Below are 15,172 nucleotides of genomic sequence, written 5' to 3'. Positions count from 1 at the left end.
TTGATCTTCGTAGCGGCGGGCCGCCCCCACATGGGGCGGCCCGTTCGCCTGTTTTAGGGAAGGTTGGGCCTCAGCGGTACCTCTTGGGGCATTCCTGCTGCGATCACGGGTGAATCAGGCGCAGTCTGGAAACCGTGCATCGTCATATCGCAGGCAAGCTGACCGGACCCAAGACCAAGTACGTCGTCGTGCTGTTCTGGCTGCTCGCCGTGGTCGCCCTCGGCGGTTTCGCCGGGAAGCTGACCGAGGTGCAGAACAACGAGGCCAGCTCATGGCTGCCGGCATCGGCCGAGTCGACCCGCGGATTCGACAAGATGAGCCCGTTCCAGGATCCCAACGCGATCCCCACCACGCTCGTCTACACCTCGACCACCACCACCGGGGCCGAACTCGCCGCTGTCGCCTCGGGTGACATCGCCGGGCTCGGCACGCTCGACGGGGTCGAGGGCGAGATCGAGCCACCGCGGTTGTCGGAGGACGGCGAGGTCGCCCAGCTCACCGTGACCTTCAACCTCGGCTCGGACGGCTGGGCCAAGATGCCCGGCCTCGTCGACGAGATCCGCGGGATCGCCGACCACGACGGCGTACGGGTGCACGTCACCGGCCAGGGTGGCTCCGCAGCCGACGCGGCGGAGGCGTTCGGCGGCATCGACACGACGTTGCTGCTGGCCGCGCTCGTGGTGGTCGTGGTCATCTTGCTGTTCGTCTATCGCAGCCCGGTGCTCTGGCTCTTCCCGATCGTCTCGGTGGTGGTCGGCCTCGGCGTGACGATGGGCTTGGTCTATTTCCTGGCGAAGAACGCAGGGCTGACCGTCAACGGCCAGAGCCAGGCCATCTTGAGCATCCTGGCGATCGGTGCCGGCACCGACTACGCCCTGCTGCTGGTCTCCCGCTACCGCGAGGAGCTGCGCAACTTCGAGGATCGTCACGACGCGATGGCGCATGCCCTGCACCGTGCCGCTCCGGCGATCCTCGCCAGCGCCGTGACCGTCGCCCTGGCCATGCTCTGCCTGACCTTCGCGGAGATGAACTCGACCGCCGGGATGGGGCCGGTCGTGGCCGTCGGGATCGGCGTGACCTATCTGGTGATGGTCACCCTGCTGCCTGCCCTCCTGGTCATCTGCGGCCGGTGGGTCTTCTGGCCGAAGCGCCCGGCTTACGGATCGCCGGAACCGACTGAGACCGGTCTGTGGGCGAGGGTCGGTGACCGGGTCTCGGTCCGGCCGCGCAGGGTCTGGGTGGTGACGACGGGCCTACTGCTGCTCGCCTGCCTCGGTCTGTTCCGGCTCGACGCCAACGGACTGGCATCGGACGAGACCTACACCAAGGAGTTCGACTCGATCACCGGCCAGCAGGTGCTGGTCGACCACGACATGGTCGACCAGTCCAACCAGCTGCTCGTGGTCGCCGACTCGGCGGCGCAGGAGCAGGTGCAGCAGGCGCTCGACGGTGTCGACGGGCTGGTACCCACCGTGACCCCGGCGGGGGAGATGGTGAGCTTCCCGCTCGGCCCGCCGCAGGACGGTGTGGTCGCGATCGCGGCGGTGGTCGACGCCGACGTGACCTCGCCCCAGGCGTACGACATCGTGGCTGCCGCGCGCTCTGCGGTGCACGAGGTGGACGGCTCCGCCGCCCTGGTCACCGGCACCTCGGCGATGATGCTCGACACCCTCGAGGCCAGTCAGCGTGACAACTTCGTCATCATCCCGATCGTCCTGCTGGTCGTGCTGCTGGTGTTGATGGTGCTTCTACGCGCGCTGGTCGCTCCGTTGATCCTGCTCGGCACGGTGATCCTGTCGTTCGGCGCGGCACTCGGCATCTCGGTGCTGCTCTTCGAGTTCGTCTTCGGCTTCGCCGGCGCGGACCCGGGGTTCCCGCTGTTCGCCTTTGTGTTCCTGGTCGCGCTGGGAATCGACTACAACATCTTCCTGATGACCAGGGTGCGTGAGGAGTCGCAGGTCCGCGGCACCTGGGCAGGGTCGCTGGTCGGCCTGACCTCGACCGGTGGCGTGATCACGTCGGCGGGTGTCGTCCTCGCCGCGACGTTCCTGGTGCTCGGCTCGCTGCCGATGGTCTTCCTGGCCGAGATCGGGGTGACCGTCGCGCTGGGGGTCATGCTCGACACGATGATCGTCCGGTCGATCCTGGTCACCGCCATCAACCTCGATGCCGGCGACCGGATCTGGTGGCCGAGCAAGCTGGCGAAACCTAAACAAGAGTAAGTTAGTCATGTTAATGTTCGGGCCATGACGTCCCCAGGTCTGAACCGACGCACCTTCCTCACCACCGCGGCGCTCGGCGCGGCGGCGGTGGGCACGACCCAGGTCGCCGAGTCGGTCACGGCCGGCGCCGCCGCGGGCGCCCCGGCGATCCTCAAGCCGCTGCCAGTCGAGCGGTTCATCGACTACGGCACCAACGCCGAGACTCGCTGGGACTCGGTCGACCCGCGCCGCTACCTGACCCCGCAGGCCGACCTCTTCGTGCGCAACCACACCGCGACCCCGCAGATCGACCCGGAGACGTACGAGCTGGAGATCTTTGGCGACGGGCTGCGCGACGCTGCCGGCATCAAGCTCACCCTCGACGATCTCAAGGCCTTCCGACACGTCGAGACGACCTCGGTCCACGAGTGCACCGGCAACGGCCGCAGCTTCTTCACCACCCAGCAGGGCCAGGAGGTCAGCGGCACCAAGTGGACGCTGGGCGCCGTGGGCGCGGTCCGCTGGAAGGGCGTACGCCTCGGCGACGTCCTCACCGCCGTCGGCATCCGTCAGGACGCGGTCTCCGTGCAGGCGAGCGGGCTCGATGCCCCTTATGTGGACAAGGGTGTCGACTACGGCCGGGTGCGGCGCCCGTTCCCTATCGAGAAGGCCTTCGACGACGCTCTGCTCGTCTGGGGTGCCAACGGTGAGGACCTGCTGCCCGATCACGGCTTCCCGCTGCGGCTGCTGCTGCCCGGCTGGATCGGCATTGCGAGCATCAAGTGGCTCGGCTCGCTGGAGGTGTCCACGAGCGTGCTGACCTCGCCGTGGGACACGAAGTGGTACAACGTCGACGGCCCGCTCACCGTCAACCCGGTCCGCTCCGCACTCGAGCTGGAGTGGAATGCCGAGATCCCGGCCGGCGACCGCATCGTGCTGAGCGGCCGCTCCTGGTCCGGCAAGGCGCCGATCGCGCGCGTCGAGATCAGCACCGACGGGGGAGAGACCTGGGCACAGGCGATCCAGCACGCGCCGGGCCGCCCCACCGGCGGCCACGGCCTCGGCTGGGCGCAGTGGGACCACACCTGGCGCAACCCCGAGCCCGGGGCGTACGAGATCCTCGTCCGGGCCACCGACCGGGCCGGGCGCACCCAGCCCGACGTCGCGGCCCACAATCCCGGCGGCTACCTCTTCGACGCCGTCGTACGCCACCCCGTCACCGTCATGTGATCTCCTCGCGGAGGCACGCGCGTGCCTCCGTTCCGCATTTCGGGCAGGGGACGGATAGGCTGAGCGATGAGTGCTAGCGCCATCCGCGCAGGCACTCGGAAAATGGAACACATCACCAGGAGCGGCCCGCCCGTCCGGCTCGGTCCTCGGTAGTGATTCCCAGGTCCGTCGCGGACCTGAGGGTCTCGATCGAAGACCGGCCCCGTGCACAACGAGTGCACATGCCCGGCGCGGGGGCGCTCCGAGACCTAGACAAGGACGAATCCTTGACTGAACCAGTCATCACTGCCGTCGAGACGACCATCGACAACGGCAAGTTCGGCACCCGCACCGTCAAGTTCGAGACCGGGCTGCTCGCCCGCCAGGCCGCGGGTTCCGTGACCGCCTACCTCGACGACGAGACGATGCTCCTCTCGGCGACCACCGCCTCCAAGCAGCCGAAGGACCACTTCGACTTCTTCCCGCTCACCATCGACGTCGAGGAGCGGATGTACGCCGCGGGCAAGATCCCCGGCTCGTTCTTCCGTTCCGAGGGTCGCCCGGGCGAGGACGCGATCCTCACCTGCCGCCTGATCGACCGCCCGCTGCGCCCGACCTTCAAGAAGGGTCTGCGCAACGAGGTCCAGGTCGTCATCACCGTCATGGCACTCGACCCCGACCAGCCCTACGACGTGCTCGCGATCAACGCCGCGTCGATGTCCACCCAGCTCTCCGGCCTGCCGTTCTCCGGCCCGGTCGGCGGCGTGCGCGTCGCCCTGATCGAGGGCCAGTGGGTCGCCTTCCCGAGCCACAGCCAGCTCGAGAACGCCGTCTTCGACATGGTCGTCGCCGGCCGCGTCACCGACACCGGCGACGTCGCCATCATGATGGTCGAGGCCGAGTCCACCGAGAAGACCTGGGATCTGGTCCAGTCCGGCGCCCAGGCGCCGACCGAGCCGATCGTGGCCGGTGGACTGGACGCCGCCAAGCCGTTCATCAAGCAGCTGGTCGAGGCCCAGGCCGAGCTGGCCAAGCAGGCCGCCAAGCCGGTTCAGGACTTCCCGGTCTTCCTGGAGTTCCAGGACGACGTCTACGAGGCCGTCGAGGCCACCGTCGGCGCCGACGTCACCGACCTCTACAGCGTCAAGGGCTCGCGCGAGCGCGTCCTGACCAAGCTGGAGCGCGAGGAGGAGGGCGACCGGATCAAGCTCGCCCTGCTCGAGAAGATCGGCGCCCAGTTCGAGGGCCGCGAGGGCGAGATCGGTGCGGCGTACAAGGCCATCACCAAGAAGGCCATCCGCACCCAGGTCCTGCGTGACAAGGTCCGCATCGACGGCCGCGGTCTGGCCGACATCCGGCCGCTGCACTCCGAGGTCGGCGTGATCCCGCGGGTCCACGGCTCGGCGCTCTTCGAGCGCGGCGAGACCCAGATCCTGGGTGTCACCACCCTCGACATGCTCAAGATGGAGCAGCAGCTCGACACGCTCTCCCCGGAGAAGCACCGTCGCTACATGCACAAGTACATCTTCCCGCCGTTCTCCACCGGTGAGACCGGTCGCGTGGGCTCGCCCAAGCGCCGCGAGGTCGGCCACGGTGCGCTCGCTCGTCGCGCGCTCCTGCCGGTGCTCCCGAGCCGCGAGGAGTTCCCCTACGCGATCCGCCAGCTCTCCGAGGCGATGGGCTCCAACGGCTCCACCTCGATGGGCTCGGTCTGCGCCTCGACGATGTCGCTGCTCAACGCCGGTGTCCCGCTCAAGGCTCCGGTCGCCGGCATCGCGATGGGTCTGATCTCCGGTGAGATCGACGGCGAGACGAAGTACGTCGCGCTCACCGACATCCTCGGTGCCGAGGACGCCTTCGGCGACATGGACTTCAAGGTCGCCGGCACCGCGGAGTTCGTGACCGCGCTGCAGCTCGACACCAAGCTCGACGGCATCCCGGCCGAGGTCCTCGCCCAGGCCCTCAACCAGGCCAAGGACGCGCGTACGACCATCCTGGACGTCATGCACGAGGCCATCGGCGGCGTCGAGGAGATGGCTCCGACCGCTCCTCGGATCATCACCGTGAAGGTCCCCGTCGACAAGATCGGCGAGCTGATCGGGCCCAAGGGCAAGGTCATCAACCAGATCCAGGACGACACCGGCGCCCAGATCTCCATCGAGGACGACGGCACGGTGCTCATCGGCGCGACCGACGGCGGCGCCGCCGAGGCCGCCCGTGCGGCGGTCAACGCGATCGCCAACCCGACCATGCCCGAGGTCGGCGAGCGCTACCTCGGCACGGTCGTGAAGACGACCAACTTCGGTGCGTTCGTCGCCCTGCTCCCGGGCAAGGACGGCCTGCTCCACATCACCAAGCTGCGCGCCCTCAACGGCGGCAAGCGGGTCGAGTCGGTGGAGGACGTTGTCGAGGTCGGCCAGAAGATCCAGGTCGAGATCGCCGAGATCGACGACCGCGGCAAGCTCTCGCTGGCCCCGGTGCTCGAGGAGGAGGCTCCTTCCGAGGAAGCTCCTGCGGAGACCGCCACCGAGGCCGCAGACGAGGAGTGACCTTGGTGTCACGCACCACCCGGGGGACCGGTCGACACGCAGGTGTCGGCCGGTCCTCCGGCTATAACCAGGAGCCCGGCACCACCGTCACGCTCGAGCAGACCGAGGTCAACGGCGCGGTGACGTCGCTGGTACGCCGCACGGTCCATCCCTCGGGACTGCGGATCGTGACCGAGCAGATGGCCGGGGTCCGCTCGGCCGCCATCGGCGTGTTCATCGGTGTCGGGTCCCGGGACGAGACCGCGCGTCAGCACGGCTGCTCCCACTTCCTCGAGCACCTGCTGTTCAAGGGCACCCCGTCGCGTACGGCCTTGGCGATCTCCTCCTCGATGGACCGCGTCGGTGGGGAGTTCAACGCCTACACCGCCAAGGAGTACACGTGCTTCCACGCGCGGGTGCTCGACGTCGACCTGCCGCTGGCGATCGACGTCATGGGCGACATGCTGACCTCCTCGCTGATCACGGGCGAGGACGTGGAGGCAGAGCGTGACGTGATCCTCGACGAGATCGCGATGCACGACGACGAGCCCGACGACGTGATCCACAACCTCGTCGCCGCGCAGGCGTGGGGTGCCGAGACACCGCTCGGGCGGGGCATCGCCGGCACGGAGGCCTCGATCGCGGCGCTGACCCGCGAGGAGATCAACGACTTCTACCACGTGCACTATGTGGCGCCACGGATGGTCGTCTCGGTGGCCGGCAACGTCGACCACGACGAGGTCGTGGCGCTGGTGGAGAAGGCGTTCTCCGGCTCGGGCTTCCTGCGGGGATCGGCCGCGCCGGTGCCTCCGCGTGAGGGGTCGCCGCTCGAGGTCGCTCCCGGCGAGATCAGCGCCCAGCGCCCGCTGGAGCAGGTCAACGTGATCCTGGCCCGTGAGGGTCTGCAGCGCGGCGACGACCGCCGCTTCGCCTTCGAGGTGGTCAACACCGCCGTCGGCGGCGCGACCTCCTCACGGCTCTTCCAGGAGGTCCGCGAGCACCGGGGCCTGGCCTACTCGGTCTACTCCTACGCCTACAGCCACGCCGAGACGGGTCTCTTCGGGGTCCAGGTCGGCTGCCTGCCGGCCAAGCTCGACGAGGTCCTCGAGGTCGTACGCTCCGAGCTGTCCGCCGTCGCCCGCGACGGCATCACCGACGAGGAGCTCGAGCTCGGCAAGGGCCAGCTGCGTGGCGGTCTCGTGCTCGGCCTGGAGGACTCTGCCTCCCGGATGTCCCGCATCGGCCGCGCCGAGCTGGTCCACCGCGAGCTCTACTCGATCGACGAGGTGCTGGCACGGATCGACGCGGTCACTCTCGAGGAGTGCCGTGAGGTGGCCGCCGAGATCCTCACCCGGCCGGAGATCCTGGCGGTAGTGGGACCGGCCTGACGCCGAGTCGGCGCGTTCTGACCGGATCATCGGCCGAGTCGGCTCGTCAAGACGAGCCGACACGGCGTGATCTGGGTCAGCGCTTGCCGATGATCCCGACGGCGGCGGGGACCTTGGAGTCGACGATGGAGACGCGGAAGCCGGCGTCGGCCAGGGCCTTGCTCGCCTTCTCGACGATCTCGGGGACCTGCTCGCGCTGGGTTGCCTCGTAGAAGAGGTTGACGGTGCCGCCGGGGAGCACGCGCTCGTGGAGCAGCGCGATCTCGGCGGATGCGTCGCGCACCCAGAACAGGTTGACGTTGAACGCGAACACCTTCGTCAGCCGCTTGACCGGGACCCGCAGCGTCGCGAGGTCGATCTGTCGGACCGTGAGGCGTCCTGCCTCCAGGTACTTCGCGCAGCGTCGCTTCGTACGATCGACACCCGACTCCGAGCGATCGATCGCAAATAGCTTTCCGGTCTCCAGCCGGCTACAGATCAGCTCGGCACCAGCCCCCGGGCCACAGCCGATCTCAAGGACATGATCGTTCGGTTGAATGTCCATGAAATCAACGGCCCAACGGATCCGAGCAGGGATCGTCTGCACCACCATGGGTCCAAGACTGCCAGATCCTCATACGGTTCCGCTCACAGCCCCTTCGACAAGCTCTGAACAAGCCTCGCAATTTGTTCACCGGATGGTGGTCGATCGTTGCTGGAGCGTGATCTATAAGGTGTGGCCTCATGACTAAGGTGGCTGTTCTCGGTGCACGTGGCAAGCTCGGTTCGGCGGTCTGCGAGGCCGTCGAGTCCGCCGATGACCTGGAGCTCGTCGCCAGGATCGGTCGCGACGACGAGCTGTCGGCGATCACCGACGCCGGTGCCGAGGTGGCCGTCGACGTCACCACGCTCGAGGCGGTGATGGGCAACGCGGAGTTCTGCCTGTCCCACGGCGTGCACACGGTGATCGGCACCTCGGGCTTCGGGCCCGACCGCGTCGAGCAGCTCGAGGCCTGGCTGGCGAAGAACCCGGGCGTCGGCGCGATGGTGGTGCCCAACTTCTCGGTCGGCGCGGTGCTGATGATGCGGTTCGCCGAGCTCGCCGCCGCCCACTTCCCGTCCGTGGAGATCGTCGAGACCCACCACGAGCGGAAGGCCGACGCTCCTTCGGGTACGGCACGCAGGACCGCCGAGCTCGTCGCTGCGGCGCGCCGGGAGGCCGGGGTGGACCCGGCGCCCGACGCGACCACCTCGGCCCTCGACGGGGCCCGTGGGGCCTCTGTGGAGGGCATCCCGGTGCACTCCCTGCGGATGTCCGGATCGGTCGCCCACCAGGAGGTCATCCTCGGCGGTGTCGGCGAGCTCCTGACCATCCGCCACGACTCGCTCTCGCACGCCTCCTTCGCCCATGGCGTACTCGCCGCGATCCGCGGCATCGGCTCGCGGCCCGGGCTCACGGTCGGCTTGGAGGACGTGCTCGGGCTGGTCTGAGGCCGGGGGAGTCAGCCCGGGCAGAGGTCGCCGCGTCGGAGCAGCTCGTCCTTGGGCTGCTCGGCGGGATCGTCGGGATCGGCGAGCAGGCTCCGGTAGTCGTCGTGTCGCAGCGGTCCGTCGGCGAGCTCGCCCGAGGACCGCGGAACCTGCAGCGGCCCGGTGTCGTACTCCATCTCCACCTGGTCCACGCCGGGGATCGAGGTCAGCGACAGCACAGTCTGGGCCGTCGCGAGCACGACTCGGTTGGTGGCGATCGCGTCGTCCGTGGAGATGCGGAGGTGGGCGGTGCGATCGGTGATCGCCACGAGATTAAGCCACCTGTCCGGAGGCAGAGCCGTGCCGAGGCCGGAGCCCAGGTCGCGCGCCGAGGGCCCGTCGCCGAGCTGGCCGAGGATGTTCCTGGCGACCCCGGTGAGGGTCTTCGCGCAGAAGCTCCCCGCGGGCCGGCCGACGAGCCGGTCCTCGGCGTCGACCCAGTAGAGCCGCGGTCCGGCGACAGCGCTCGCGGCGCCCGAGGGGACATCGTCCACGTCCTCGAGCAGGTGGTACGGCACCTCTGACGGGTCGACGGTGCGTACCTGGTCGTCGTCGGGGACTCCGCACGACGCCACCGCGAGCAGGAGGAGGCCGGCGGCGCCCGCCGCCCAGGACGTACGCACCGCCCTCATGTCGCCTCTCGACCCGAGGCGGTCCTCGCCGTGGGCGCCAGCGGGAAGGAGAGCACGAAGTCGGCGCCGCCGGAGGCGGCCTCGCGACACCAGACCGAGCCGTCGTGGAGCTGCGCGGTCTGCTCGACGATGCTCAGCCCGAGCCCGCTCCCAGTGGTCGCGCCGCGGGCGCCCATCCGGGCGAACCTGTCGAAGATGCGTTCTCGTTCGGCGGCTGGGACCCCGGGGCCGGAGTCGGAGACATGGATCTCGGCGTAGCCGCGTCGTGCGATCGCGCGTATCGAGGTCAGGCCGCCCCCGTGGGTCTCGGCGTTGCGCACCAGGTTGGCCAGCGCCCGGTGCACCTGGAGCCGGTCGGCGTAGATCGCGAGATCGGCGGGGACGTCGACGGTGGCCTGGTCGCCGATCTCGGCCTCGGCGAGCGTCGCGGCGACCAGGTCCGCGACGCTCAGCACCTCCCACTCCGACTCGCGTACGCCCGCATCGAGCCGTCCCAGCGTGATCAGGTCCTCCAGTGCACCGCGGAACCGCTCCAGCTCGCCGGCCATCAGCCCGACGGCGGTCGCCGAGCTCGGCGAGAGCGTGGGGTCGCCCTGCAGGACACCGAGGCTGGTGGTGAGGGTGGCGACCGGCGTACGGAGCTCGTGGCTGACGTCGGCCGCGAAGCGGGCGTCATGGTCGAGGCGCTCGACGACGGTGTCGACCATGGTGTTGAACGACCCGGTGAGGGTGGCCAGGTCGGGGTCGTCGGTCGCCTCGACCCGGGTGTCGAGCTCTCCGGCGGAGATCCGGGCGGCGGCCAGTGCGACCTGCCGCAGCGGCCGCAGCACCCGCCGGGCGGCGTACCAGCCCAGGAGTCCGCCGGCGAGGGTCGTGATGGCCGCGGAGATCGTGACCGCGTAGCCCATCGTGTCGAGGGTCTCGCTGAGCTCCTTGGCGTGGGTGACCTCGTAGTAGTCGGCGTCCACGCCCTCGAGCGGGACGCCGACCACGATGTTGGGTCGGTCGTTCGTATCGGTCCAGGACAGCGCCACGTCTCCGGCTTCCACGCTGGTCGCGACGTTGCTGGTGGCGTCGTGGACCTGCGTGGTGAGGTCGGAGGAGTACCACTGTCCGTCCTGGTGGACGAATACCGTGGTGCGCCGCGGCGGGGCGATCTCGGAGAGGACCTCGGCGACGTTCACGCCGTTCGTGCGCAGTCGCTCCTTGACCAGGGCGGCGTCGATGTAGGCCTGCTGCAACGCGTTCCGCTCGCGCTGGACGATCAGGTAGTGACGCGCCGAGAAGTAGGTGCTGCAGGCGAGGATCAGGCTGATCAGCAGTGCGCCGGCGGCGAACGCCGCCACGACGTTGGCGCGCAGCCCGCGCCGGGGTGGCCACCGGATCATCGCGGATCCAGCCGGTAGCCCAGCCCACGGACCGTCGAGATGACGCCGCCGGCCGTCGGGTCGCTGTCGACCTTGTTGCGCAACCGGCTGACGTGCACGTCGACGACCCGGACGTCGCCATGGTGGCCCTCGGGCCACATCTGGCTGACCAGGTTCTCGCGGGTCATCACCCGTCCGGGGCTGGCCGTCAGCGCGAGGAGGAGCTTGAACTCCGTGCTGGTGAGGTGCAGGTCCTCGGCGCCGCGGCGCAGGGTGGCGGCCGCCGGGTCGAAGACCAGCGGTCCGTGGGTCGAGTCGAGCACGATGCCCCCGACCGGGGTGTAGCCACTCGAGGAGGACACGAGCGGGTAGTCCGGGCGCCGCAGCGCGGCCTTGATCCGGGCCCTGACCTCGGCGACGTCGAACGGCTTGCGTACGTAGTCGTCTGCTCCTGCCTCCAGCGCCGCGACCACGTCCTTGGACCCGTCGCGAGCGCTGATGACGATGATCGGAGCCGTCGTTCGCGGGCGGACGCTGCGGATGAAGGTGAATCCGTCGATGCCGCCGAGCATCAGGTCGACGAGCATCACGTCGTACGGCTCGAGGGCGTCCAGGTCGAGGGCGACCTCGGCGTCGTCGGCCTCACCGACCGCGTACCCCTCCTGCTCGAGGAAGAGCCGGAGTGAGGTACGCAGCCCGTAGTCGTCCTCCAGGATGAGCACTCGCTTTGCTGCCTCTTGCACGTCTCGCATCGTCTCACCCGAGCGGTCAGGAGGCCGACCCGTCGCGGCGTACCCGCCGCAAGTGACACGAAACTGACACGAAACTGCGAAGGGCCCTCCATACGCCGCGGGCAGTGTGGGCGGCATGAGCGAGGGGGACTTCTACCCGGTCGACGAGACCGTCGTCGTCCCGTTCTCGGACGCCACCTGCCTGCGGGCGATCCACATCCTGCGCTGGCGGCTGTCGGAGATGCTCGCGGGCGGTCCGGAGGCGGTCGTGGTCGACCTGGCAGGTCTGACCGGGTTCTCCTCCACGACTGTCGCGGCGCTGCTGTGGGCCAAGCGGCGCTGCGGTACGCGGGGCGTGCCGCTTCGCCTCCGCAACGCTGATCCCGCGCTCGCCGGCCGGCTTCGACGAGCCGGCCTCGACACCATCTGGGACATCCGGACGGCTCCGGACACCCCAGCCCCCACCCGAAAGGTCACTTGATGAGCAACCACGTCCACGAGACGGACCGCGAGGATGCGGCCGATCTGCTGACGCCGGACCAGGCGATGAGCCAGGTGCGGGCGTGGACCGACTCACGAGTCGTCGGCGACCGTGCCGCCAATCGGCTCGAGGTGCTCGCCGCCTTCGGCGTCCATGTGGCCATCTCGAACCTGCCCGGCGAGATCTGGGTCAAGCTGGCGTGGCGTACGCCGACCCGGGTCGAGCTCTCCACGGTCTGGACCCTCACCTCGATGCCCGCGGAGGCACCGGAGTCCTTCATCGCCGACAAGCTCACCGATCTGACCAGCGGCTGGAGCTTCCAGAGCCACGCCGGCGGCGCCAGCCTGATCTGCGAGGTCGAAGACCCTCCCGGGTCAGACGAGACTCAGCGGTAGTCGTCGGGGAGCTGCGTGCCGATCTTGACCTGCGGCTTGGGCAGGCGCAGGGGGCGGATCTGGATCGAGCGCATGATCGCGTAGTAGGTGGTGCCCTTGAGGTCGTTGTCGGGGAAGCGACGCTTGAGCTCCTTGCGGAGCAGGAAGCGCAGCGCGACCAGGTTGATGATCACGGTGGCCATCACGACGAGGGTGAAGAGCTGGGAGTACATCGCCAGCTCGAGGCTGATGTAGGGCACCACGAGCGCGATGATCAGCACCGGGAGCACGATCTCGGCGAAGGTGAACCGGGCGTCGATCCAGTCGCGGATGAAGCGCTTGACCGGGCCCTTGTCGCGCAGCGGGAGGTAGCGCTCGTCGCCGGTCTTCATCGCCTGGCGCATCTTGTCGCCCTGCTCGGAGCGCTGGGCGCGGTTGGCGGCGTTGATCTCCTTGCGGGAGCGCGGCTGCTTGAGGCGCGCCTTGCGGGCCGCCTCCGCTTCCTTGCGCGAAGGGGTCGGACGACCCTTACCGGTCTCTTTGACCGGGTTCTCGGGCTCGACGACCTGCGGGGCGGGGGACTTGCGACCGAACAACGGAGGGACCTCTTACTGTTGGCTGGGACACATACAGGATATCCCGAAGGACCCTGACAGCGAGTTTTGTGGACCCGGCCTAAGGTGAGAGGCAACACTTGTCCTAGGACGACGAGAGTCCAGCGGCAAGCGACGACGCGGGGCGGCCGGCGGTCGGCCGCATATGAGAGGCGTAAAGGGAACCGATGAGTGTGATGAAGCGGCTGAGCCTGGTCTTCAAGGCGAAGGCAAACAAGGCGCTCGACAAGGCCGAGGACCCACGGGAGGTGCTCGACTACAGCTACCAGAAGCAGCTTCAGATGCTGCAGCAGGTGCGCCGCGGTGTCGCGGACGTCGCGACCAGCCGCAAGCGCGTCGAGCTGCAGATCAACGGGCTCAAGCAGCAGTCCGACAAGCTCACCCAGCAGGCCCAGAAGGCCATCGAGATGAACCGTGAGGATCTCGCCCGTGAGGCCCTCACGCGCAAGAGCGGTCTCACCCAGCAGATGAACGACCTCAACACCCAGCTGGGCACCCTTCAGGGCGAGGAGGAGAAGCTCACCCTCGCGCAGCAGCGGCTGCAGGCGAAGGTGGAGTCCTTCCGCACCAAGAAGGAGACCATCAAGGCGACCTACACCGCCGCCGAGGCGCAGACCCGGATCAACGAGGCGATCTCCGGCATCGGCGAGGAGATGGGCGACGTCGGCATGGCCATGCAGCGTGCCGAGGACAAGACCCTGGAGATGCAGGCTCGCGCCGGCGCCGTCGACGAGCTGCTCGCCTCCGGTGCCCTCGACGACCTGACCGCCGGTCCGTCCGACGACATCACCCGCCAGCTCGACGCGCTGAGCTCGACCAACGACGTCGAGGCCGAGCTCGCCGCGCTCAAGGGCCTCAACTCCCCGCAGCAGACCCAGGCGCTGCCCGGTGCCGACGCCAACGCGCCGGTCATCGACGTGGAGTCGACCGAGAAGAAGGCCGAGCAGTGATCGTACGCATCCTGGGCGAGGGGCAGTACGACCTCGACGAGGCCGCCGTGGACAAGCTCAACGAGCTCGACGCCGCAGTCGAGACCGCCTGCAAGGGCACCGACGAGGCCGTCTTCGACGCGGCCCTGGAGGCGCTGCTCAACGGCGTACGCTCGCTGGGCACCGCCCACCCGGTCGACGCGATCGACTCCTCCGACCTGATCCTTCCCGGACCCGGCTCCACGCTCGCCGAGGTCTCCGAGATGCTTGGCGACGAGGGCCTCATCCCCGGCTGATGTCCCGCTTCCAGGGTGATGCCGGGCTGACCGTCCGGATGACCACGGTGATGTTCCTGCTCGGCGCGTTGTTCGTCGGGCTCATCGTGGCGCTGATGTTCGTCATGCCCGCGCAGTGGGCGCCGATCATCGGCATCGTCGGGCTCGGCATCGCCTGGTGGCAGTGGTACGCCTCCGACACCCTCGCGATGCGCGCCATGGGCGCGCGCGAGGTGTCGGCTCAGGAGGCGCCCGAGCTGCACGCGATGATCGACCGGCTGTGCACCCTGGCCGACATGCCGAAGCCGCGGGTCGGGATCGCGCACACCGACATGCCCAACGCCTTCGCCACCGGCCGTTCGCCGAAGCGGTCCGCGGTCGTGGTGACCACCGGCATCATGCAGCGCCTCACCGCCGAGGAGCTGGAGGGCGTGCTCGCCCACGAGCTCTCCCACGTCGCCCACCGCGACGTGCTGGTGATGACGGTCGCCTCCTCGGCCGGCATCGTGGCCGGGATGCTGAGCCGCGGCTCCCAGTACGGTGCGTACGCAGGTGGCGGCCGCCGCGACAACAACAACGGTCTGCCGGTGTGGCTGGTGGTGCTGCTGGTCTCGCTGGCCGTCTACGCCGTCTCCTGGCTGCTGCTGCGGATGCTGTCGCGCTACCGAGAGCTGGCCGCCGACCGCGCCGGCGCGCAGCTGACCATGAAGCCGGGCGCGCTGGCCAGCGCGCTGCAGAAGATCACCGGTGAGATCTCCGCGATCCCGAGCCGCGATTTGCGGTCGTCGCAGGCGATGAACGCGTTCTTCATCGCGCCGGCGATCAGCGGCCAGTCGCTGCGTACGCTCACCTCGACCCATCCGTCGCTGGAACAGCGGCTGGAGCAACTCGCCCGGATCGAGGCCGAGCTGGGCCGTCCGGCGCAGTAGGGTCG

At 69.0% G+C, this 15,172-nt stretch carries 15 protein-coding genes; 10 read left to right on the top strand and 5 right to left on the bottom strand.

What is annotated here, in order from left to right; translation table 11 throughout:
• The first annotated feature begins 134 nt into the window (after nt 1-134).
• From ABTW65_RS15760 to ABTW65_RS15745, 4 genes are all read left to right on the top strand, one after another.
• On the top strand, nt 135-2,222 hold the full coding sequence (locus ABTW65_RS15760) for an MMPL family transporter (protein WP_350661612.1): 2,088 nt from the start codon (nt 135-137) through the stop codon (nt 2,220-2,222).
• Nucleotides 2,223-2,246: 24 nt separating this feature from the next.
• A complete protein-coding gene (locus ABTW65_RS15755) occupies nt 2,247-3,431 on the top strand; it encodes a molybdopterin-dependent oxidoreductase (protein ID WP_350661610.1) in 1,185 nt (394 codons plus the stop codon).
• A gap of 266 nt (nt 3,432-3,697) precedes the next feature.
• Nucleotides 3,698-5,959 (top strand): polyribonucleotide nucleotidyltransferase, encoded by a 2,262-nt coding sequence (locus ABTW65_RS15750; RefSeq protein ID WP_350661608.1) that lies wholly within the window; start codon nt 3,698-3,700, stop codon nt 5,957-5,959.
• Between the two features lie 5 nt (nt 5,960-5,964).
• Nucleotides 5,965-7,326 carry a M16 family metallopeptidase gene (locus ABTW65_RS15745; protein ID WP_350661606.1) on the top strand — a complete coding sequence of 454 codons (1,362 nt, stop codon included), beginning with the start codon at nt 5,965-5,967 and terminating at the stop codon, nt 7,324-7,326.
• A 76-nt stretch (nt 7,327-7,402) separates the two neighbouring features.
• On the opposite strand, the gene ABTW65_RS15740 is transcribed toward ABTW65_RS15745, so the two are convergent.
• Complete coding sequence (locus ABTW65_RS15740) at nt 7,403-7,870, bottom strand: class I SAM-dependent methyltransferase (protein ID WP_229788274.1); 468 nt, start codon at nt 7,868-7,870, stop codon at nt 7,403-7,405.
• Between the two features lie 179 nt (nt 7,871-8,049).
• On the opposite strand from ABTW65_RS15740, the gene dapB reads away from it, so the two are divergent.
• Entirely contained in the window at nt 8,050-8,796 is a 747-nt protein-coding gene (dapB, locus tag ABTW65_RS15735; RefSeq protein ID WP_350661603.1) for a 4-hydroxy-tetrahydrodipicolinate reductase, read from the top strand.
• 11 nt (nt 8,797-8,807) lie between these two features.
• Here dapB and ABTW65_RS15730 read toward each other — a convergent pair whose 3' ends face one another.
• Genes ABTW65_RS15730 through ABTW65_RS15720 form a run of 3 tightly spaced genes read right to left on the bottom strand, consistent with a single transcriptional unit; the run spans nt 8,808 to nt 11,577 of the window.
• Nucleotides 8,808-9,467: a GerMN domain-containing protein gene (locus ABTW65_RS15730; protein ID WP_350661601.1), complete on the bottom strand. Its 660-nt coding sequence runs from the start codon at nt 9,465-9,467 to the stop codon at nt 8,808-8,810.
• Nucleotides 9,464-10,855 (bottom strand): sensor histidine kinase, encoded by a 1,392-nt coding sequence (locus tag ABTW65_RS15725; protein WP_350661599.1) that lies wholly within the window; start codon nt 10,853-10,855, stop codon nt 9,464-9,466. Before ABTW65_RS15725 ends, ABTW65_RS15730 begins: the two co-directional genes overlap by 4 nt.
• The gene (locus ABTW65_RS15720; protein WP_350661597.1) at nt 10,852-11,577 is read right to left on the bottom strand and encodes a response regulator transcription factor; all 726 of its coding nucleotides are present in this window, start codon (nt 11,575-11,577) and stop codon (nt 10,852-10,854) included. Before ABTW65_RS15720 ends, ABTW65_RS15725 begins: the two co-directional genes overlap by 4 nt.
• Nucleotides 11,578-11,701: 124 nt before the next feature.
• On the opposite strand from ABTW65_RS15720, the gene ABTW65_RS15715 reads away from it, so the two are divergent.
• A complete protein-coding gene (locus ABTW65_RS15715; RefSeq protein ID WP_350661596.1) occupies nt 11,702-12,046 on the top strand; it encodes an STAS domain-containing protein in 345 nt (114 codons plus the stop codon).
• Nucleotides 12,046-12,441, top strand: coding sequence for a hypothetical protein (locus tag ABTW65_RS15710; RefSeq protein WP_350661594.1), 396 nt, complete (start codon nt 12,046-12,048; stop codon nt 12,439-12,441). Before ABTW65_RS15715 ends, ABTW65_RS15710 begins: the two co-directional genes overlap by 1 nt.
• Here ABTW65_RS15710 and ABTW65_RS15705 read toward each other — a convergent pair.
• The gene (locus ABTW65_RS15705; RefSeq protein ID WP_350661592.1) at nt 12,432-13,016 is read right to left on the bottom strand and encodes a DUF3043 domain-containing protein; all 585 of its coding nucleotides are present in this window, start codon (nt 13,014-13,016) and stop codon (nt 12,432-12,434) included. The two genes, ABTW65_RS15710 and ABTW65_RS15705, sit on opposite strands and share 10 nt — an antisense overlap.
• Before the next feature lie 185 nt (nt 13,017-13,201).
• Between ABTW65_RS15705 and ABTW65_RS15700 the strand changes: the two genes are divergently transcribed.
• From ABTW65_RS15700 to htpX, 3 genes are read left to right on the top strand one after another with little or no spacing between them, the layout of a single operon-like run.
• Nucleotides 13,202-13,984, top strand: a complete 783-nt coding sequence (locus ABTW65_RS15700; RefSeq protein ID WP_350661590.1) for a PspA/IM30 family protein — start codon at nt 13,202-13,204, stop codon at nt 13,982-13,984.
• Nucleotides 13,981-14,259: a PspA-associated protein PspAA gene (gene pspAA, locus ABTW65_RS15695; RefSeq protein ID WP_350661588.1), complete on the top strand. Its 279-nt coding sequence runs from the start codon at nt 13,981-13,983 to the stop codon at nt 14,257-14,259. The genes ABTW65_RS15700 and pspAA overlap by 4 nt, the downstream gene beginning before the upstream one ends.
• Nucleotides 14,259-15,167, top strand: a complete 909-nt coding sequence (gene htpX / locus ABTW65_RS15690) for a zinc metalloprotease HtpX (RefSeq protein WP_350661586.1) — start codon at nt 14,259-14,261, stop codon at nt 15,165-15,167. Before pspAA ends, htpX begins: the two co-directional genes overlap by 1 nt.
• Nucleotides 15,168-15,172: the final 5 nt, after the last annotated feature.

This window comes from Nocardioides sp. NPDC127503 (assembly GCF_040302165.1).
Classification (GTDB): Bacteria; Actinomycetota; Actinomycetes; order Propionibacteriales; family Nocardioidaceae; genus Nocardioides.
The sequence above is the reverse complement of the archived record's forward strand: the minus strand, read 5'-3'. Positions and strand labels throughout refer to the sequence as shown.

Coding starts and splice junctions, on each gene's coding strand:
- ABTW65_RS15715 (WP_350661596.1), top strand. CDS start 11,702: ATGAGCGAGGGGGACTTCTACCCGGTCGACGAGACCGTCGTCGTCCCG.
- ABTW65_RS15725 (WP_350661599.1), bottom strand. CDS start 10,855: ATGATCCGGTGGCCACCCCGGCGCGGGCTGCGCGCCAACGTCGTGGCG.
- ABTW65_RS15755 (WP_350661610.1), top strand. CDS start 2,247: ATGACGTCCCCAGGTCTGAACCGACGCACCTTCCTCACCACCGCGGCG.
- ABTW65_RS15700 (WP_350661590.1), top strand. CDS start 13,202: ATGAGTGTGATGAAGCGGCTGAGCCTGGTCTTCAAGGCGAAGGCAAAC.
- dapB (WP_350661603.1), top strand. CDS start 8,050: ATGACTAAGGTGGCTGTTCTCGGTGCACGTGGCAAGCTCGGTTCGGCG.
- htpX (WP_350661586.1), top strand. CDS start 14,259: ATGTCCCGCTTCCAGGGTGATGCCGGGCTGACCGTCCGGATGACCACG.
- ABTW65_RS15740 (WP_229788274.1), bottom strand. CDS start 7,870: ATGGACATTCAACCGAACGATCATGTCCTTGAGATCGGCTGTGGCCCG.
- ABTW65_RS15710 (WP_350661594.1), top strand. CDS start 12,046: ATGAGCAACCACGTCCACGAGACGGACCGCGAGGATGCGGCCGATCTG.
- ABTW65_RS15730 (WP_350661601.1), bottom strand. CDS start 9,467: ATGAGGGCGGTGCGTACGTCCTGGGCGGCGGGCGCCGCCGGCCTCCTC.